Raw genomic sequence first — 18368 nt, 5'->3', positions numbered from 1 at the left:
CGGCCGCTGGACGGCTCAGGACCGGATGACGGCCCACACGATGTGGCCCAGTCCGCGCCCGGCGGACTCGACCCCCCAGGAGTGGGTGAGCGTCTCGATGAGCTGGAGGCCCCGGCCGCGTTCCTCCTCGGCCCCGGGGAAGAGCAGCATCGGGGTGCTCGCGTAGCTGCCCTGGTCGCGGACCTCGACGCGGATCTGGCCGTCGGCGACGTGCAGCAGGCAGCCGATCCGGTCGCTGTCGGTGTGGAGCACGGCGTTGGCGAACAGTTCGGAGACCACCAGCCGCGCCGTGTGGCAGACGTCCACGGGGACGCCCCACTGGAGCAGCCGGTCGAAGGCGCGGTTGCGGGCGTCGGCGACGGAGACCGCCTGAGCCGGGAGTTCGAAGGTCTCCTGACGCAGATCAGGGCACACGCCGATCGCGCTCGGGAGCGTCATCGTGCCTTGAGAAAGCGCCACGGCCGTCCGCCTTCCGTACGTCTGCCTGGGGACCCTCACTATCCTCGCTGCCTCGGGCAGAAGGCAAGAGGCGTCTTGCAAATTGCAGAATATTCAAGGCAGGCTGCCCGAGCCATCGACGGTGTGTCAGACTTCCCTTCCGACAGGGCTTTCGAGGGAGGGAACGTGGCGACCGTCGGGCGGATCGTGCTCGGCCTGCGGCTTCGCGACCTGCGGGAAAAGGCCGGATGCTCCTACGAGGAGGCCGCTCGCGCGCTCAGCGTCAACACCGCGACGGTCCGCCGGATGGAGAAGGCCGAAGTCGGCTTGAAACCGCTGTTCGTCGAGAAGCTGCTGGAGACCTACGGGGTCGAACGGCCGGAGATCGACGCCTTCCTGACGCTGGTGGAGGAATCCCGCAAGCCGGGCTGGTGGCACCGCTTCCGCGACGTCCTGCCGGACTGGTTCGGCCTGTACGTGAGCCTGGAGGGCGCCGCGAACCTCATCCGCGGCTACGAGCCCCACTGCGTCCCCGGCCTGCTCCAGACCGAGGACTACGCCCGCGCGCTGCTGCGCACCGGCTTCCCCAACGCGCCCGACGAGGAGATCGAACGCCGCGTCGCGCTGCGCATGGGGCGGCAGCGGCTCCTCGAGAAGACCGACGCCCCGCGCCTGTGGGCCGTGATGGACGAGACGGTCCTGCGCAGGACCGTCGGCGGGCCGGAGGTCATGAGGGCGCAGGTCGACCGGCTCCTGGAGGCGATGGAGCTGCCGAACGTCACGCTCCAGGTCCTGCCGTTCGACGCGGGGCCCCATCCCGGCATGTTCGGCCCCTTCCAGCTCTTCCGGTTCGACATACCGGAACTCCCGGACATCGTCTACACCGAAAGCCTCACCGGCGCCGTCTATCTCGACGAGCGCCCCGACACGGCCGCCTACCTGGAGGTCTTGGACCGCATGGGTGCTCAGGCCGTATCAGTACGACGTACCGGGGAGTTCCTCGGTGCCATTCGCAAGGAGTTCTGACCGATGGGTCACATTTACAACGGGATGCCGGCCAAGGAGCTCGGGACCGAGGGCTGGCACAAGCCGTGGAGCGGGACCAACGGCGGCAACTGCGTGGAGGCGATGAAGCTCGGCGACGGCCGTGTGGCGCTGCGGCAGTCCAACGACCCCGACGGTCCGGCCCTGATCTACACCCACCAGGAGATCGAGTCCTTCATCCTGGGCGCCAAGCGGGGCGAGGCCGACTTCCTGCTCGCCTGAGGCGAACCCGACCACACCCACCACCCCCCACGGGAGACGAGATGACCGCGCAGGGCTTCTCCGCCGACGACATCGACACCAGCAGACCGCACTCGGCCCGCATGTACGACTACTTCCTCGGAGGCAAGACCAACTACGAGGCCGACATCAAGGGCGCCGAGGCGGTCATCGCCGGCTGGCCCGGGGTGCTGACCGGCGCCCGCGTCAACCGCGCCTTCATGCACCGGGCGACCCGCTGGCTCGTCCGCGAGGCGGGGATCCGGCAGTTCCTGGACATCGGCACGGGCATCCCGACCGAGCCCAACCTCCACCAGGTCGCCCAGGGCCTGGCCCCCGAGGTCCGGGTCGTCTACGCCGACAACGACCCCATCGTGCTGAGGTACGCGCAGGCCCTGCTGCGCAGCACCCCCGAGGGGCGCACGGCCTACCTCCACGCGGACGTGACCGAGCCGGACACGATCCTCGGCCACCCCGAGCTCCACGAGACGCTGGACCTGAGCCGCCCGGTCGCCCTCTCCCTCAACGCGGTCTTCCACTACATCGGCGACGAGAAGAAGCCGCACGAGGTGGTGGCGAAGCTGGTGGACGCGCTGGCGCCCGGCAGCTACCTCACCCTCACCCACTGCACCCCCGACTTCGACCCCGAGACGTGGAGGCGGCTGCACGAGATGGCCGCCGGGGCCAACTCCCCCATGGGCCGGGAGCGCACGAAGGAGGAGATCCTGCCCTTCTTCGAGGGGCTGGAGTTCGTCGAGCCCGGTCTGGTCCCCCCGCACCGCTGGCGGCCGGAGCCTGACCAGCCCCTCGCGGACGCCACCGACGCCGAGGTCTCCCTGTACGCGGGCGTCGCCCGCAAGCCCTGACGCGCCCTTCCGCCTCCGTCCCGGCGCGCGGTCCCTCGGTGAGGGGCGGCCGGGGCGGGGGCGGGGCGCGCCCGGGCGGCGCCGCGCCGTGTCAGGAGGCGCCCCGCGTCCGCCCGCGCCGCACCAGACGGGCCGCCAGGAAGCCCGCGCCGAGGAGGGCCGGTACGGAGAGCGCCGTGCCCAGCCAGGCCGCCCCCGTCCACTGGCCGCCCAGGTAGCCGACGCCGACGCCGTACACGGCCCAGACCAGGCCCGCCAGGGCGGACCAGGGGAGGAACTCCCGGGTGCGCAGCCGCGCCGCCCCCGCCGCCAGGCCCATCACCGAGCGGCCGGCCGGCGCGAACCGGGCCAGGACGACCAGGGGGCCGATGCCCCGGGCCGGCACGTGGCCGAGACGCTCCTGGGCGGACGACAGCCGCCGGGAGCGGGCGACGGCCCGGCCGAGGCGGACACTGCCGTGCCGGGCCAGGGCGTACACCAGCAGGTCGCCCAGGAGAGAGGCCGAGGCGGCGCACACCACCAGCGCGCACGTCGTGGGGAGCGGGGCCTCGGAGGGCAGTCCGGCGGCGGTGCCCGCCGCGGCGGCCGCCGCGGCCACCAGGACGCCGCTCGGCAGGAGGGGCAGGAAGACGTCCAGCAGCACGGACAGCGCTATGAGCACGTAGATCCAGGGGGCGTAGAGCAAGTCCCCCAGTGCTTCCTGCACGTTCACTCCCCGGTCCGGCCCCGGACCGGGGGCTTGTACCGCCGTCCAGCCTACGCCCGCGTCACCCGTGGGGCTCCGGCGGGGGCCACGCCGCTCCCGGCTGCCCGGGAAGCGGCGGGGGAGGCGGGAGCATGGGCCGGCGGGCCGTCCGCCGCGGTGGGCCGGCGGGAGCGGACGCGCCGGCGTCCCGGACGCCGGAGGCCGCGGCGGCGCGGGCGACCTGCCTCCCCGTTCCGCCCGGCCACCGCGGGCCCGCGCCGGTACAGCCGCGACCGGCGCGGGCCCGTACGACGGGGGCCGGGCCCTTGTCCTGCGGGGTCCGGCGTCAGCAGCCGGCGAGGACGCCGCCGAGCCTGCTCTTCTCCGCGGAGTCCACGGACAGGCCGTAGCTGTGCTTCACCCACACCCACATCCGGGCGTAGGTGCAGTGGTAGGAGGAGCGCGGCGGCATCCACTCGGCCGGGTCCTTGTCGCCCTTGGCCTGGTTGACGTCGTCGGTGACGGCTATGAGCTGCGCGGTGCCCAGGTCGTTGGCGAACGCCTGCCGCCTGGCGGTGGTCCAGGAGCTCGCGCCCGAGCGCCATGCCTCGGCGAGCGGAACGACGTGGTCGATGTCCACGTCGGAGGCGGCGTACCAGGTGGCGCCGTCGTAGGGGGAGTACCAGCTTCCGCTGGTGGCCGCGCAGCTGCCGTCCTGCACCACGTTGCTGCCGTCGCGCTTGAGGACGACCTCGCGGGTGTTGCAGGTGCCGCTCTGGGTGATCCAGTGCGGGAACTTGTCGCGGCTGTAGCCGTCGGAGGAGCCCTCGGCCCGCACCGTGAGGGCGTTCAGGTAGGAGCGGGCGGTGGAGGCGCTCGGCGGGGTGGGCGGCGCGGCCTGGGCGGTCGGGGCGCCCAGGAGGAGCAGTCCGGCGAAGAGGGCGAGGAGCGTGCCGAGAGTGGTGGATCGACGCGCGTAGAAGGCACGCCGCGGCGTGGGCATGCGCATGCCGTGCATGTGAACTCCCTTGGCATGGGGGGATGGAGGAGCGGAAGAACTCCGACAGAGTGGCGCCGAAAGGTTTCCTCCCAGCGGTCGCCAGGTAACAGGGTGACGACATGAGCACGTCAGATCAAGAGTCGCGGCGGGACCGGCTCCCGCGCTCGGCGCACCCGGGCGGCGCGCGGCGCTTCCGGAGGGAGCCCGCAGCCGGCGCATAGGCTGCCGAAGTGCCGGACATCCCGCCTGCCGCGCCGTACCGGGCAGCCGACACCCTGCTGCCCGTCACCCCCGCCCTCGGCGCCGTCCTCGCCGTCCTCCTCCTGGCCGCCGCGGGCGTCGCCGCGCTCGCCCGCCTGGCCCCGGACCGGGGCCGCGGCCACGCCCGCGCCGTCCTCGCGGCCGGAGCGCGCGCCGCCGTCCAGCTCGCCGCCGTCTCCTGGGCGATCGGCTGGGTCGTCGGCGCGGCGCCGAGCCTGCTCGCCTTCCTCCTCCTGATGTACGCGGTGGCGGCGCGGACCGCGGGCCGCCGCGTCACCGGCAACCGCACCTGGTGGTGGGCGGGCCTGCCGATCGCCGCGGGCGTGGCGCCGGTGGTGCTCGTCCTGCTGCTCACCGGGCTCGTCCCGTTCCGGGGCATCACGCTGATCCCCGTCACCGGCATCCTCGTCGGCGGCGCGCTCACCGCGAGCGCGCTCGCCGGACGCGGCGCCCTGGACGAGCTGCGCACCCGCCGCGGCGAGGTCGAGGCCGCGCTGGCACTGGGCTTCACGGACCGCGACGCCCGGATGGAGATCGCCCGCCCGGCGGCCTCGGGCGCCCTGGTCCCCGCCCTGGACCAGACCCGGACCGTGGGGTTGGTCACACTGCCCGGCGCCTTCGTCGGCATGCTGCTGGGCGGCGCCTCGCCGGTGCGGGCCGGGGCCGTCCAGCTCTTCGTCCTGGTGGCGCTGCTGCTGGTGGAGGTGGTCGCGGTCGCGGTGGTGCTGGAACTGGTCGCGCGCGGGCGGCTGCACCGGGACGGCGGCGCGGGGGAGGGCCGGCCGGCGGGCGGCGGGTGACCCGGGGCATCGCGTAGGCTGTCGGACGACTGAAGGGGAGTAGCTCTTCGCCGGACCGTCGACACACTGGCCGGCCCGTCCTCGACGGACCGACCCGGCGCCCGGAGCCGGTGCCCGCGCACCGCGCCAGCGAGACCTTCGGCCGCAGTGTTCATGGCTGCCCACGCCATGTGTCCATGACGCTGCCGTGCCGAAGTGCGTCCGCTCCCGCGAGCCCCTCGGCACGGCGGCCCGATACCGACGAGGGAATCCGTTCCGTGCTCAGTCTCACCGCCGCCGCCATCACCTTCGGCGTCGTCTTCCTGGCCGAACTGCCCGACAAGACGGCACTCGCCGGACTGGTGCTCGGCACCCGTTACCGCGCCTCGTACGTCTTCGCGGGCGTCGCCGCCGCCTTCGCGGTCCACGTCACGCTCGCCGTCGCCGCGGGCAGCGTGCTCACCCTGCTCCCGCAGCGCCTGGTCCAGGGCATCACCGGCGCGCTGTTCCTGGTGGGCGCGCTGGTGCTCCTGCTGAAGAAGGACGACGGGGAGGAGGAGATCCGCAAGCCCGGTGACCAGTCCTTCTGGAAGGTGGCGGGCAGCGGTTTCATGCTGATCATGGTCGCCGAGTTCGGCGACCTCACCCAGATCATGACCGCCAACCTCGCCGCCCGCTACGAGAGCCCGCTCTCGGTCGGCCTCGGCGCGGTGCTCGCCCTGTGGGCGGTCGCGGCCATCGGCATCCTGGGCGGCCGTGCGCTGATGCGCCGCGTCCCCCTGAAGCTGATCTCCCGGATCGCGGCCTGCGTGATGCTCGTCCTGGCCGGTCTGAGCTTCTACGAGGCCCTGACCGCCTGACCGGGCGACCGGGCCCCGTTCCCGCCGTCCCCCTCCCGCGTGCGCGGGAGGGGGACGGCCACGCCCCTCCCGCGGAGCCGGCGGGGAGGAAGGCTCCGGGGGAGGGGCGTGTGTCTTTCGGGGCGGCGGCTCAGACGGCCGCGGGGACGACGCGCAGCCGCACGGCGCCGCCGTCCCCCGGTTCGACGCGGACGTGCTCCAGCGTCGGCGCGTGGACGGTGGGGGAGAAGGCGGCGGCCCGGGGGCCGACGCCGACCACCCGCATGCCGGCCGCGCGGCCGGCCTCGACGCCCGCCCCGGAGTCCTCGAAGACGACGCACTCGCCGGGCTCGAAGCCCAGCTCGGCCGCGGCCTTGAGGAAGCCCTCAGGGTGCGGCTTGCTCGCGCCGACCGACTCCGCGGTGATCCGCACCCGTGGCATCCGCAGGCCGGCGGCCGCCATGCGGGCGGTGGCCAGGGGGGCGCTCGCCGAGGTCACCAGCGCGTGCGGGACGTCCTCGATCGCCGCCAGGAACGCGGGGGCGCCCGGAACCGGCACGACGCCCTCGGTGTCGGCGGTCTCCTGCGCCAGCAGCCGCCGGTTCTCGGCGATGTTGACCTCCATGGGCCGGCCGGGCAGCAGTTCGGCCATCGTGGCGTACCCCTGCCGCCCGTGCACGACCTTCATGACCTCGTCCCCGTCCAGGCCGTGCTCGGCCGCCCAGCCGCGCCAGACGCGCTCGACGGCGGCGTCCGAGTCGACCAGGGTGCCGTCCATGTCCAGCAGCAGGGCGCGGGCCGTCAGGGTGACGGCAGCGGCGGCGGTGTCCGACGGCATGCGGAGGCTCCAGCGGGTGGGGACGGAGAACACGAAGTGGTCCGCCCGCCGGTCAGGGATCCCGCGTCAGGCACGGGGAACGGGCGGAACCACTTTGTTTCTCCAAGATACAAAACGGTTCGCTCCCGCGCCACTCCGGGTCGGAACTCAGCGGCCTCCCCGCCCCTGGGTGGCGCGCTCCAGCTCCCTCCGGGTGTTCGGGCCGTACACGCCCTCCGGGTCGCCGTGCACCCCGTGCCACACCTGGAACGTGGCCACCGCCTCGCGGACGCCGTCGTCGTACCTGCCGTCCGGCTCGCCCCGGTAGACGCCCCGCGCGGCCAGCCGGTACTGCAGCTCCACGACCTCCGGGCCGGTGTCGCCCTCGCGCAGCACGGACGACCGCCCCCCGCCGTCCTCCCGGTCCCCGTCGCCCCGGCCGCCCCACCCGTCCCGGCCGTCCCGGCCGTCCTGACCCGGGAGGCCGGAGGAGGACGGCCGAGGGTCCGCCTTCCCGGAGGAGGAGGCGGAAGGGGAGCCGGCGGACGCGGAGGGGGACGGCGAACCGCTCCGCGACGGGCTCGCGGACGCGGAGGCCGACGCCGGCGCCGAGGAGGACGGGGACGCGGTGGCGCCGGGACCGGGCCGTGCGGACTCCCCGGTGTCGGCGGTGGGCAGCAGCAGGGTCGGCGCACCGCCCCGGTCCTCGAACCGCGCCTCGTCGAAGGGGTCGTCGCCCTGGGCGAACACCCCGGCGATCAGCGCGGCGGAACCGACCGCCGCCAGCGCGGTGCCGCCCACGGCGACCAGCAGACCGCGCCTCGCACGGCGGCGGGGAGGCCGCTCCTCCACCACCGGCAGGGGGGACGTGTCCTCGTCCGGACGGCCGGCCTCGTCGGACGCCCCCTCGAACATCGCCAGATCGGCCGGATCCGGTCCGCCGTCCGGCTGCGCCACCGGCCGCGGCAGCACCTCCACCCCGGCGCACCGGCACGTCGCCCGGCCCGAGGCGTCCGCCGGCCTCTGGCACACCGGGCATATGGGCGTGTCCGCCACTGTGGGCTCCCCTCCCTCAGAAACGCTCACGAGATTACTCGATGGCCTCCGGGTCACCCGATGTCGTGAGACGTCCGCCCGTGGCCCGCCGCACCGCCGCGGAGCTCCCCGCTTGGCACGGTGATCCCGGGGCACTCGCCACGGACGGAACACGGAACGGAACCGCGGGCCGCCCGCCGCCGGACCGCGCGGCGGGACCCGTACGTCGGCGAGGAGGAGTCCATGACGCAGCACGCACCGGCCGCCGGTGCCCCGCCCACCGAACCGGGGGCCGACCGCCCGCGCCGCTCGGTGTGGCTGGCGATCGGCGCCCTGCTGCTGGGCATGCTGCTGGGCGCCCTCGACCAGACGATCGTCGCCACCGCGCTCCCCACCATCGCCAGCGACCTCGGCGGGCTGGAGCACCTCTCCTGGGTGGTCACCGCCTACCTGCTGGCCTCCACCGCCGCGACCCCGCTGTGGGGCAAACTCGGCGACCAGTACGGACGGAAACGCCTCTACCAGGCATCGATCGTCATCTTCCTGGCCGGCTCGGTCCTGTGCGGACTCGCGCGGAACATGCCCGAGCTGATCGCCTTCCGGGCCGTCCAGGGCCTGGGCGGCGGCGGCATGATGGTGCTGTCGATGGCGATCGTCGGCGACATCGTCCCGCCCCGCGACCGGGGCCGCTACCAGGGCGTGTTCGGCGCGGTCTTCGCCGCCACCAGCGTGCTCGGCCCCCTGCTCGGCGGCCTGTTCACCGAGCACCTCGACTGGCGCTGGGTCTTCTACGTCAACCTGCCGGTGGGCGTGGTGGCCCTCGCCGTCATCGCCGCCGTCCTCCACATACCGGTCCGCCGCGAGAAGCACCGCATCGACTACGCGGGCATCGTGCTGATCGCCACGGTGGCCACCTGCGCGGTGCTGATCACCTCGCTCGGCGGCACCACCTGGGAGTGGGCGTCGCCGCAGGTCGCCGGCCTGGCCGTGCTCGGCGTCGCGGCGCTGGCCGCCTTCGTCCTCGTCGAGCGGAGGGCCGCCGAACCGGTCCTGCCGCTCGGCCTGTTCCGGGTGCGGACCTTCACGCTCTGCTCGGCCATCGGCTTCGTCGTCGGCTTCGCCCTGTTCGGCGCGATGACCTACCTGCCGACCTTCCTCCAGGTCGTCCACGGGATCTCGCCCACCATGTCCGGCGTGCACATGCTGCCGATGGTGCTGGGCGTGCTGGTCACCTCCACCGGCTCCGGCCAGATCATCAGCCGCACCGGCCGCTGGAAGGTGTTCCCCGTGGTGGGCACCGCCGTCACCGCGGCCGGCCTGCTGCTGCTCCACAACCTCGACGAGAACAGCACCACCTGGCAGATGAGCGGCGCCTTCCTGGTGTTCGGCCTGGGCCTCGGACTGGTGATGCAGGTGCTGATCCTGGCCGTGCAGAACGCCGTGCCCTACGCGCACCTGGGCGTGGCCACCTCCGGCACCACCTTCTTCCGCTCCATCGGCTCCTCGGTCGGCGTCTCCGTCTTCGGCACGATCTTCGCGAGCGTCCTGGCGGACCGGATGGCCGACGCCCTGCGGGGCCGGACGCTGCCGCCCGGCGTCAGCGCGGAGGGGCTGCGGGCCGATCCGCGGGCCGTCGGCACGCTCCCGGCGGAGGTCCGCCGGGACGTCCTGGGGGTCTACGCCACCTCCATCACCGACGTCTTCCTGTGGGCGGTGCCCGTGGTGCTGGCGGCCTTCGTGATGGCCTGGTTCCTGAGGGAGGACCCCCTGCGCGGCAGCGTCAGGTCCCCCGACGCCAGCGAGGTCATCCCGCCCAACCCCGTGGAGCGCTCCTCCGGCGAGGAGGTCGCCCGCGCCCTGTCGCTCCTCGGCAACCGGCAGGGCCGGCGGGACCTCTACCGGCGCATCGGCGAACGGGCCGGGGCCGACCTCGGGCCCGCGTCCTGCTGGATGCTGCTGCGCATCCACCGCTACGGCTCCGTCGAGCCCGCCCTGCTGGCCGACCGCAGCACAGTACCGCTGGAGGTGACCCTGGAGGCGGCCCGCGAACTGGAGGAGCGCGGGCTGGCCGTGCGCGAGGGGCTGCCCCTGATCCCCACCGCCCGGGGACGGGCGGTGGCCGACCGGCTGGCCGCCGCCCGCGAGGAGTGCCTGGCCGAGCTGCTCGGCGACTGGTGGACGCCCGACCGGCCCACCGACCTCGCCGAGCTGGTGCACCGGCTCAGCGAGGAGACGGGCGGCTCGGAGAGGGAGTGCCCGCGTCCGGAGGCCGGGCGGCGGGCCGGGGTGTGACGCCGCGGGGCCCCTCCCGGCCGCGGCAGGCGCCGAGGCCGGGAGGGGCCGGGGTTCCCGGCGGCCGGGTCAGCCCTCCTGCGGCCTGGGCGCGGCCTGCTGGACGACGTCGAACGTCCACAGCTCCGCCCCGGACGCGGCCGGGCGCCCGCCGCCACCGCCGCCCTGCCCCTGGTGGGCGGCCTTCATCGGGCCCTCCATCCAGGCCCGGTAGGACTCCTCGTCCCGCCAGCGGGTGTAGACCAGGTAGCGGTCGGTGCCCTCCACCGGGCGGAGGAGTTCGAACCACTCGAAACCGTCCGAGGACTCCACCACCCCCGCCCGGGAGGAGAATCGCCGCTCCAGCTCCTCCCGCTGCTCGGCGGGGACGGACAGGACGTTGATCTTCACGATGCTCATGGGTCCATCCTGCCCTCCGCCCGCCGGGGCGGCGCACCCGGCACGGCGGGCCGGACGGCGCCCGGGCCCCCGGCGCGGGGAGCGGGCACCGTCGGGCGCGACACGCGGAGCGGTACGCGGAAGGGCCCGGTCCGTGCGCACGGACCGGGCCCTTCCACGTACCGCCGTCGTGGGACGCGTCCTCACAGCCGCAGCAGCCGCTCGGTGGCGTCCCGGTACCGGCGCAGGACGTTGCGCAGATCCTCCGTCCCCGCCGCCGCGCCCTCGCCGTGCCAGGGCGCGCGCAGACCGTGCCGCTGCTCGGCGACGAGCGCGCCGATGCGGCGGAAGACCTCGTCGAACAGGGCGTCCGCCTCCTCGACCGAGCGCCGCGGCTCGTCGACGAAGCCGTTCACCGCATGGTGCAGGCGCCGGGCGAACTCCTCGCGCTCGGCCGGCGGCAGGAGCGCGGACTCCGGCTCCCCGCCGGCCCGCTCCGTCCCGGCCGTGCCGTGGTGGGTCATGGTCATGCGCTCCTCCCCGACGCGTCGTGGTGGTGCGGCTCGTGGCGGTGCGGCGTCCGGAGAGCGTGGAGCTTCTCGGCGAGGCGGCCGTGGTGCGGCCCGCCGTCGGAGCGGGCGCCGCCGCCGTGGACGCCGCTGCCGCCGTGCCGGTCGTGTGCGTCACGGCCGTCGTGCGCGTCGTGCGCGTCGCGGCCGTGGTGCTCCGGGGCCGGGTCCGGGGCGGTCTGCGCCACGAGGTCCTCGTACAGGGCGCGGGCGTGCACCAGCGCCTCCCGCAGCCGCTCGGTGTCGGCCTGCCCCTCGCGTCCCAGCACGGCCACCGCGTGCATCTCGCGGTAGCCCTGGACGCGCTCGGGGTGGTGCACCGAGAGCGCGGCGACCTGCTCGTCGTACCCGTCGCCCGGGAAGCCGCGCGCCTCGGCCAGCCGCCCCAGCAGCCGGTCCGCCTCGGCGACCGCCTCGGCGGGCGAGTCGACGAACCGCTCCTGGACCGCGGCCCACTGGGCGGCGTAGCTCTCGCGCTCCCGGGGCGTCAGCGGCTGCGGCCGCAGGTTCCCGTGGCGCCGCAGCCGCTCCTGGAGTTCCTGTTCGGCGGCCCTGACGTCACCGCCGTGCTGGGCGACGGTCCGCTCGTACTCGGGCCCGAAGCGCCGCCGCAGCGAGTGCGGCCCCTTCCGCGCGCGGGCGAGGTACAGGGCGAGTGCGATGACGACGACCGCCACCACGATCAGAGTGATGATCAAGCCTGTGGACATGGCTCGCCTTCCACGAGTGTCCCCTTGCTCGGGCTGTCACCCGTCCGCGTTGCCGCCTTTGTCCCCCGCAAACGAAGCGCTGGTGAAGGCCACCGGGGCGTCGAACGCCGCCCGCCGCACGGCCCGGCGCAGCGCCCGCAGCACCGTCGCGCCCAGGGCGAGGGTGAGCACCGCGGTCAGCAGCGCGCGCGACAGGTCCCAACCCATCGACGTGGCGAGGACGTAGGCGGCGAACTTGGCCAGCTTCGTTTCGACCGGATCGCCCGGATCGTAGGAGATGCCGGTGGCCGTGCCGGGGATGAACGGCCAGCCGTAGAGGTTCATCACCGTGCCGTACAGCACGGCGGCGACGGCCCCGTACACGGTGAGCACCGCCAACTCCGGCCTCCCGCGCAGCCGGTGATGGCCCGGCAGCAGGCCCGCGCCCATCGCCACCCAGCCCGTGGTCAGCATCTGGAACGGCAGCCACGGCCCGACGCCGCCGGTCAGCAGGGCCGAGGCGAACATCGACAGCGCCCCCAGGACGAACCCGAACCCCGGCCCCAGGACCCGCCCGGAGAGCACCATCAGGAAGAACATCGGCTCCAGCCCGGCCGTCCCCGCCCCCAGCGGGCGCAGCGCGGCGCCGGCGGCGGCCAGCACGCCCAGCATCGCCACGGCCTTGGCGCCCAGGCCGGTGTCGGCGACGGCCGCCACCGCCACGGCCAGCAGCAGCGGCATCAGCAGCGCGAACAGCCAGGGCGCGTCGTGGGAGTGGGCCAGCCCGGAGTCCGGGTCGGCCAGCAGCGGCCAGCCGAAGGCGGCGACGCCGACCGCCGAGACCAGGCCGATGGCCGCGGCGGAGCGCGGCCCGAGCCGGACGGGCCGCGCCCGCCGGCCGGCGGTGCGGGGGCTGGTTCCCGTCATCCCCGTTCCCCCGCTTCCTCCAGGGCCGTCCGCACCTGGCCGACCGTCAGCCACGGCTGCGGGGAGAGGACCTTGGCGACCTGCGGGGCGAACGCGGGGGAGGAGGTGACGACCTCGGCGGACGGGCCGTCCGCCACCACCTCCCCGTCGGCCAGGACCACCACCCGGTGGGCGAGTTCGGCGGCCAGTTCGACGTCGTGGGTGGCCAGGACGATGGCGTGGCCGTCGCCGGCCAGGGAGCGCAGCACTCCGGTCAGCCGCTCCTTGGCCGCGTAGTCCAGGCCGCGCGTCGGCTCGTCCAGGAGCAGCAGCGGCGGGGCGGCCGAGAGGACCACGGCCAGCGCCAGCACCAGCCGCTGGCCCTCGGACAGGTCGCGCGGGTGCGTGGTGTCGGGCACGTCCGGCAGCAGGGCGGACACCAGGGCGCGGCAGGTGCCGGGCTCGGCGCCCGTGTCCCGGTCGGCGGCAGCGCACTCGGCGGCGACGGTGTCCGCGTACAGCAGGTCGCGCGGGTCCTGCGGGACGAGGCCGGCGTGGCGCAGCAGCTCGGAGGGCTTGGTGCGGTGCGGGACGACACCGGCCGCGCCGCCCAGCCGCACCCGGCCGCGCGCCGGCTCGTGCACCCCCACCAGGGTGTTCAGCAGGGTGGACTTGCCCGCGCCGTTGCGGCCCATCAGCGCGACCGTCTCACCCGGCCGCACCGTCAGGTCCACGTCCTGGAGGACGGGCACGCGGCCGCGGTGGACGCTGAGCGAGGAGACCTCGGCCAGCGGCGGCGTCCCGGACGGCCCGCGGGCCGGGGGCGGGGCGAGGGGCGCCAGCCGCTCCCGCAGGCCGGACGCCCGGCGCCGCGCGTCGCGCACCGACAGCGGCGGCGGGGTCCAGCCGGCCAGCCGCCCCAGGGCCACCACGGGCGGGTGGACCGGCGAGAGCGCCATCACCTCGGCCGGATCGCCCAGGACGGGCGCGGCGCCGGGCGCGGGCAGCAGCAGCACCCGGTCCGCGTACTGCACCACGCGCTCCAGCCGGTGCTCGGCCAGCAGCACGGTGGTGCCCAGGTCGTGGACCAGCCGCTGGAGCACGGCCAGCACCTCCTCGGCCGCGGCCGGGTCCAGGGCGGAGGTCGGCTCGTCCAGCACCAGCACCCTCGGGTGCGTGGTGAGCACCGAGCCGATGGCGACGCGCTGCATCTGCCCGCCGGAGAGGGTGGCGATGGGCCGGTCGCGCAGTTCGGCCAGGCCCAGCAGGTCGAGGGTCTCCTCCACCCGGCGCCGCATGGTGTCGGCGGGCAGGCCCAGGGACTCCATCCCGTAGGCGAGTTCGTCCTCGACGGTGTCGGTGACGAAGTGGGCGAGCGGGTCCTGGCCCACGGTGCCGACGACGTCGGCCAGTTCGCGCGGCCGGTGGTCGCGGGTGTCGCGGCCGGCCACGGTCACCCGGCCGTGGAGGGTCCCGCCGGTGAAGTGCGGGACGAGCCCGGAGACGGTGCCCAGCAGTGTGGACTTGCCGGTGCCGGACGGGCCGACGACCAGCACCAGCTCGCCCTCGTCGACGGTGAGGTCCACGCCGCGCAGCGCGGGCGCGGCGGCGTCCTGGTAGGTGACGGAGACCTGGTCGAAGCGGATCATGCGGGGGTCGTCTCCTTCGCCGGCGGGGTCTTTCCGGGCCGCCGGCCCTCGTCGTCGCCCGCGCCGGGCCCGTCGGCCGGCACGGGCGCGACGAGGGCCGGGAGCAGGCCGATCAGGACGGCCGCCGCGGGCCACGGCGGCAGTCCGGGCACGGTCAGGGGGACCGTGGTCGGGTTGAGCTCCTCGGGGAGGGCGGAGGCGGCCCGGACCACGGCCGCGGCGGCCACGGCCCCGGAGGCCGACACCAGCCAGGCGCGCGCCCCCCAGCGGTCGGGCCGGTAGCGGCTGCGCACCGAGCGGCGCCCGCCCAGCCGCAGTCCGCCGAGCGCGGCGGCCAGCCCGATGAGCAGCACCGGCAGCCCGTAGCCGGCGCCCTGGGCGGCCAGCAGCCCGTACGTTCCGGCGCACACGCCCAGCAGCCCGCCCAGGGTGAGGGCGGCGGTGGTGCGGCGGACGGCGGGCGGCACCTGCGCGGTACGGCCGTAGCCGCGGGCGTCCATCGAGGCGGCCAGCGCCACCGAGCGTTCCAGCGCGCCCTCCAGGACCGGAAGTCCGATCCGCAGCACGGCCCTGATCCCCCTGTCGTCGCGGCCGCGCAGCCGGCGGGCGGCGCGCAGCCGCCGGACGTCGGCGATCAGGTGGGGCGTGAACGTCATCGCCACGACCACCGCCATCCCCGCCTCGTACAGCGCGGCGGGCAGGGACTTCAGCAGCCGGGCGGGGTTGGCCAGGGAGTTGGCGGCGCCGAAGCACACCAGGATGGTGACCAGCCTGAGTCCGTCGTAGAACGCGCGCGCCAGTCCCTCGGCCGTGACCCGGCCGCCGAGCCGCACGCCCTGCGCCCAGTCGGGCAGGGGGATCTCGGGGAGGGTGAACAGCACGGTGGTGCCGGGGACCGGGGAGCCCAGGAGCACGGCGAACGCCATCCGGACGGCCAGCACCAGCAGGGCGAGCCTGAGGAAGACGCCGTAGCCGCGCGCCCAGGGGGCGTCGGTGCGGCGGGCCGCGACGACGTACCCGGTGACGGCCACGATCAGCGCCAGCAGCAGCGGGTTGGTGGTCCGCGAGGCGGCCGTGGCCAGTCCGAGCGCCCACAGCCACCACGCGCCCGCGTGGAGGGCGTTGGCGCGGGTCGCCCGGGGGGCGCGCAGCGCGGCCGGGAGGGTCATGACCGGCGCCGGCGGGCCCGCAGGACGGCCGCGGCGAACAGGACGGCGACGACGGCGGCGCCGACGATCGCGCTCGCGGGGGAGCCGCCTCCGGTGTCCTCGGAGGCGCCGGCCGTACCGTCCCCGGCGTCCTTGCGTCCGTCCGCCGCCCCGCCCGCCTTGTCGGTGCCGTCGGCGGTGTTGCCGGTGTTGCCGGTTGTGTTGTCGGTGTCGGTGCCGGAGACCTGCTCGCCGCAGCCCGTCCGCGGGTAGCCCGCGATGGCGCACAGCAGCGAACTCGAGTCGTACCGCAGCGGCTTGAGGGCGGCGGCCAGCGCGTCGGCGGCGGTCCCGTCCTCGGGGACGACCGCGCAGACGGTGCGGCCCTTTGGCGGCCTCTCGCCCGAGGGGGCGTCGGCCGGGGTGCCGAAGTCGACGTTCAGCGCGATCCGCTTGCCGTCCCCGCGCGGCTCGGTGCCGCCGCAGATCTCCTCGAAGTCCGCGCTGCCGCGGGGCCGTTCGGCGTCGGCGGAGTCCTCGCTCACGGCGAACCGGAAGCCCAGCACGTCCCCGTCGCCGGGCCGCAGCGTGCCCGGTCCCTGGGTGGCGTACGTCCACGTGCCGCCGTCGCGCTCCCAGAAGGACCAGTAGCGGTACCCCTCCGCGTGCGCGGGCGCCGCGCCGGCCACCACCAGGGCGGCGGCCGGCAGGACGGCGAGGAGGGACGCGGCGGCTCGCCGCGGTGCGCGCGGGAGGATCACCGGGACCGCCTCCCGCGCCGGAGGGCGAGCAGGGCGGCGGCCACGAGGCCGGCCAGGACCGCGCCGGCGGCGAGCCAGGTCATCGGCAGGCCGCCGTCGTCCGCCGGGTCCTGCCCGCCCTTGCCGTCCTGCCCGTCCTTGCCGTCGTCCCCGCCGTCCGCCGGGACGGACGCCGGGGCCGGGCCGGTGGCGTTCAGGAGCTCCACCAGGTCGGCGCCGCCGAAGTCGGACGGGTCGCCGCCGGCGGCGCGGGCGGCCAGGACGAGCTGGCCCAGGGCGGCCGGGCTGCTCTTGAACTGGTCCCACCGCGGGGCGTTCTCCTCCAGCCAGGCCAGGGACTCCTCCGCCGCGTCGCGGTGGCCGGCGGCGGCCAGGGCGAGCACGGCGTCGGCGGTGTTGCCGTAGTCCGGCTGCTCCTCGGCACCGGGCATGGCGGACGTCAGGTGGCCGCCGTTCTTCTCCAGCACCTTCGCCAGGTAGGCGGCGCCGCCCTGGGCCGCCTCGGCCGGGGCGGGCTCCTCGTCCCCGCCCTCGCCGCAGTCGGGGGCCGCGGACGCGGCGGCCTTCGCGCCGCCGGGTTCGACGACCAGGTCCTCGCCCAGCGCCGCCAGGACGGCGGCGGCCGTGGCGTCGTCGTTCGCGGCCAGCCGGCCCTTGTCGTCGGGCTGGTAGGCGAAGGCGCCGCGCTCGCCGGCCTTCGCGTCGCAGCCGAGGCGGAAGTCCGCCAGGGAGTCGTACGGGGACTTCCCGTCCTTGGCCGAGAGCACCTTCGCCGGGTCCTCGCCCGCCGCGACCAGGGCGCCGATCACCAGGGAGACGGAGTTGGCGTCGCTGGGACCGCCGGGGTTGTAGCTCCAGCCGCCGTCCTCGTTCTGGACCAGCTTCAGCCACTCCACGGCCTTCCCCACCCGCTCGTCGTGGCCGCCGAGGGCGGCCAGCGCCTGGACGGCGACGGCCGTGGCGTTGACGTCGGCCACGGTGTCGGTGGTGCACGGCTCGGTGGGGTCGGGGCGGTAGGAGGCGAAGGCGCCGTCCTCGCACTGCTGCCCGGCCAGCCACTCCACGGCCTTCCCGGCGGGCTTCACCCCGGCAGTGTCCTGGGCCAGCAGGGCCAGCGACTGGCGCCACACGCCGTCGTACCGCGGGTCGCCCTTCCCGTACAGCGCGGACGGCAGGTTCTTCTCCGCCGGGGCCTGCGCGGACGGCGACTCCTCGGCGGAGGCTGCGGGGGCCGCGGCCGCGCACAGCGCGGCGGAGGCGGCCAGGGCCGCGACGGTGCGGCGCAGGGACATGGCGGGTGCCTTTCTCGTGGGCGTCTTCCGGGCGCAGCCGTGCGCGGCCGGCCGACCGCGCTCGCCGCACGGGGCACACCGGGCTCGGCTCCGCACTCCTCGACGGTGCCGGTCCGGGGCCGCCCCGCCGGACGGCGGAGGCGGCCCCGGGAGCCTGCTCGTGCCCGGGCGGGTGTTCCGGCTCCGGCGGGGACGGGGTGCGTCCGCCGCGCTCACGGTTGCGGGTCAGCGCCGGATTCGCACCGGCTTCCCCCGCTCGGGCACATGACGTTCGTCGGCTCACTCTAACGGGCGGGCGACCGGGGCCGGCCGCCGGTGGGAGCGGGATCACACGGGGCTCCGGGCCGTCCGGCGGCCCCGCCGGGGGCATGTCCCGCACGCCTTCGGGGAGTTGGGGAAATCCTCCGGCCGGAGAACGGGCCGGGCGGCTCTTTCGGCATCCTCACCGATTTCCTCCAGTGGTTCACACCAAAGAAATCCCCGGATTTCAGGCGCAATTCGTTGACGCGCGTAGCGCCGGTCCGGGACGCTCGGGGCGCGGGAATCCCCCGGCGCGTGGACGGCCGCGCCGGGGGAGGGATCCGCGCAGGCGGGGGCGGTGCCGGGGGCTTTTCCGGAACCGGTCCGTGAATTCCCTCCGTACGCCGGGTGGAAATCGGCGGTCCCCTCCGTTCTCTCCTTGACGTGTACATGACTTATCG

The 18368-nt window shown here is 75.5% G+C and carries 19 protein-coding genes; 6 read left to right on the top strand and 13 right to left on the bottom strand.

Going from position 1 to position 18368, the window contains the following annotated elements; all coding sequences use genetic code 11:
• Positions 1-15: 15 nt before the first annotated feature.
• Positions 16-438, bottom strand: a complete 423-nt coding sequence (locus tag ABD358_RS04530; RefSeq protein ID WP_344629520.1) for an ATP-binding protein — start codon at positions 436-438, stop codon at positions 16-18.
• 186 nt (positions 439-624) lie between these two features.
• Between ABD358_RS04530 and ABD358_RS04525 the strand changes: the two genes are divergently transcribed.
• Genes ABD358_RS04525 through ABD358_RS04515 form a run of 3 tightly spaced genes read left to right on the top strand, consistent with a single transcriptional unit; the run spans position 625 to position 2567 of the window.
• Positions 625-1464: a helix-turn-helix domain-containing protein gene (locus ABD358_RS04525; protein WP_344629519.1), complete on the top strand. Its 840-nt coding sequence runs from the start codon at positions 625-627 to the stop codon at positions 1462-1464.
• Between the two features lie 3 nt (positions 1465-1467).
• Entirely contained in the window at positions 1468-1704 is a 237-nt protein-coding gene (locus ABD358_RS04520; RefSeq protein WP_344629518.1) for a DUF397 domain-containing protein, read from the top strand.
• A 41-nt stretch (positions 1705-1745) separates the two neighbouring features.
• Entirely contained in the window at positions 1746-2567 is an 822-nt protein-coding gene (locus tag ABD358_RS04515; RefSeq protein ID WP_344629517.1) for an SAM-dependent methyltransferase, read from the top strand.
• 91 nt (positions 2568-2658) lie between these two features.
• Here the strand turns inward: ABD358_RS04515 and ABD358_RS04510 are convergent, their stop codons facing one another.
• Both ABD358_RS04510 and ABD358_RS04505 read right to left on the bottom strand, forming a co-directional pair.
• Complete coding sequence (locus ABD358_RS04510) at positions 2659-3273, bottom strand: DedA family protein (RefSeq protein WP_344629516.1); 615 nt, start codon at positions 3271-3273, stop codon at positions 2659-2661.
• Between the two features lie 325 nt (positions 3274-3598).
• On the bottom strand, positions 3599-4261 hold the full coding sequence (locus ABD358_RS04505) for an HNH endonuclease family protein (protein WP_425576257.1): 663 nt from the start codon (positions 4259-4261) through the stop codon (positions 3599-3601).
• A 221-nt stretch (positions 4262-4482) separates the two neighbouring features.
• Here ABD358_RS04505 and ABD358_RS04500 point away from each other — a divergent pair, with 221 nt between their 5' ends.
• Together ABD358_RS04500 and ABD358_RS04495 are read left to right on the top strand one after the other, a co-directional pair.
• Entirely contained in the window at positions 4483-5313 is an 831-nt protein-coding gene (locus tag ABD358_RS04500) for an ABC transporter permease (protein ID WP_425576240.1), read from the top strand.
• A 257-nt stretch (positions 5314-5570) separates the two neighbouring features.
• Positions 5571-6152, top strand: a complete 582-nt coding sequence (locus ABD358_RS04495; protein WP_344629515.1) for a TMEM165/GDT1 family protein — start codon at positions 5571-5573, stop codon at positions 6150-6152.
• A gap of 130 nt (positions 6153-6282) precedes the next feature.
• Here the strand turns inward: ABD358_RS04495 and ABD358_RS04490 are convergent, their stop codons facing one another.
• Both ABD358_RS04490 and ABD358_RS04485 read right to left on the bottom strand, forming a co-directional pair.
• Positions 6283-6969 (bottom strand): HAD-IA family hydrolase, encoded by a 687-nt coding sequence (locus tag ABD358_RS04490; RefSeq protein ID WP_344629514.1) that lies wholly within the window; start codon positions 6967-6969, stop codon positions 6283-6285.
• Positions 6970-7116: 147 nt separating this feature from the next.
• Complete coding sequence (locus tag ABD358_RS04485) at positions 7117-7905, bottom strand: peptidoglycan-binding domain-containing protein (protein WP_344629513.1); 789 nt, start codon at positions 7903-7905, stop codon at positions 7117-7119.
• 321 nt (positions 7906-8226) lie between these two features.
• On the opposite strand from ABD358_RS04485, the gene ABD358_RS04480 reads away from it, so the two are divergent.
• Positions 8227-10275: an MDR family MFS transporter gene (locus ABD358_RS04480; RefSeq protein ID WP_344629512.1), complete on the top strand. Its 2049-nt coding sequence runs from the start codon at positions 8227-8229 to the stop codon at positions 10273-10275.
• A gap of 69 nt (positions 10276-10344) precedes the next feature.
• Here ABD358_RS04480 and ABD358_RS04475 read toward each other — a convergent pair whose 3' ends face one another.
• The 8 genes from ABD358_RS04475 to ABD358_RS04440 all read right to left on the bottom strand — a co-directional run bounded on the left by ABD358_RS04475 (position 10345) and on the right by ABD358_RS04440 (position 17667).
• Complete coding sequence (locus ABD358_RS04475) at positions 10345-10674, bottom strand: antibiotic biosynthesis monooxygenase family protein (RefSeq protein WP_344629511.1); 330 nt, start codon at positions 10672-10674, stop codon at positions 10345-10347.
• A gap of 182 nt (positions 10675-10856) precedes the next feature.
• Positions 10857-11183 (bottom strand): hypothetical protein, encoded by a 327-nt coding sequence (locus ABD358_RS04470; protein WP_344629510.1) that lies wholly within the window; start codon positions 11181-11183, stop codon positions 10857-10859.
• Complete coding sequence (locus ABD358_RS04465) at positions 11180-11932, bottom strand: hypothetical protein (protein WP_344629509.1); 753 nt, start codon at positions 11930-11932, stop codon at positions 11180-11182. The genes ABD358_RS04470 and ABD358_RS04465 overlap by 4 nt, the downstream gene beginning before the upstream one ends.
• A 36-nt stretch (positions 11933-11968) precedes the next feature.
• Positions 11969-12838: an ECF transporter S component gene (locus tag ABD358_RS04460; RefSeq protein ID WP_344629508.1), complete on the bottom strand. Its 870-nt coding sequence runs from the start codon at positions 12836-12838 to the stop codon at positions 11969-11971.
• Positions 12835-14466, bottom strand: a complete 1632-nt coding sequence (locus ABD358_RS04455; RefSeq protein WP_344629507.1) for an ABC transporter ATP-binding protein — start codon at positions 14464-14466, stop codon at positions 12835-12837. Before ABD358_RS04455 ends, ABD358_RS04460 begins: the two co-directional genes overlap by 4 nt.
• The gene (locus ABD358_RS04450; RefSeq protein WP_344629506.1) at positions 14463-15635 is read right to left on the bottom strand and encodes an energy-coupling factor transporter transmembrane component T; all 1173 of its coding nucleotides are present in this window, start codon (positions 15633-15635) and stop codon (positions 14463-14465) included. The genes ABD358_RS04455 and ABD358_RS04450 overlap by 4 nt, the downstream gene beginning before the upstream one ends.
• Positions 15632-16375: an SCO2322 family protein gene (locus tag ABD358_RS04445; RefSeq protein ID WP_344629505.1), complete on the bottom strand. Its 744-nt coding sequence runs from the start codon at positions 16373-16375 to the stop codon at positions 15632-15634. Before ABD358_RS04445 ends, ABD358_RS04450 begins: the two co-directional genes overlap by 4 nt.
• The gene (locus tag ABD358_RS04440) at positions 16372-17667 is read right to left on the bottom strand and encodes an SCO2321 family membrane protein (protein ID WP_344629504.1); all 1296 of its coding nucleotides are present in this window, start codon (positions 17665-17667) and stop codon (positions 16372-16374) included. Before ABD358_RS04440 ends, ABD358_RS04445 begins: the two co-directional genes overlap by 4 nt.
• Positions 17668-18368: the final 701 nt, after the last annotated feature.

It is taken from the genome of Streptomyces glaucosporus (assembly GCF_039533345.1).
Classification (GTDB): domain Bacteria; phylum Actinomycetota; class Actinomycetes; order Streptomycetales; family Streptomycetaceae; genus Streptomyces; species Streptomyces glaucosporus.
This window is presented reverse-complemented; position numbering and strand designations above follow the sequence as displayed.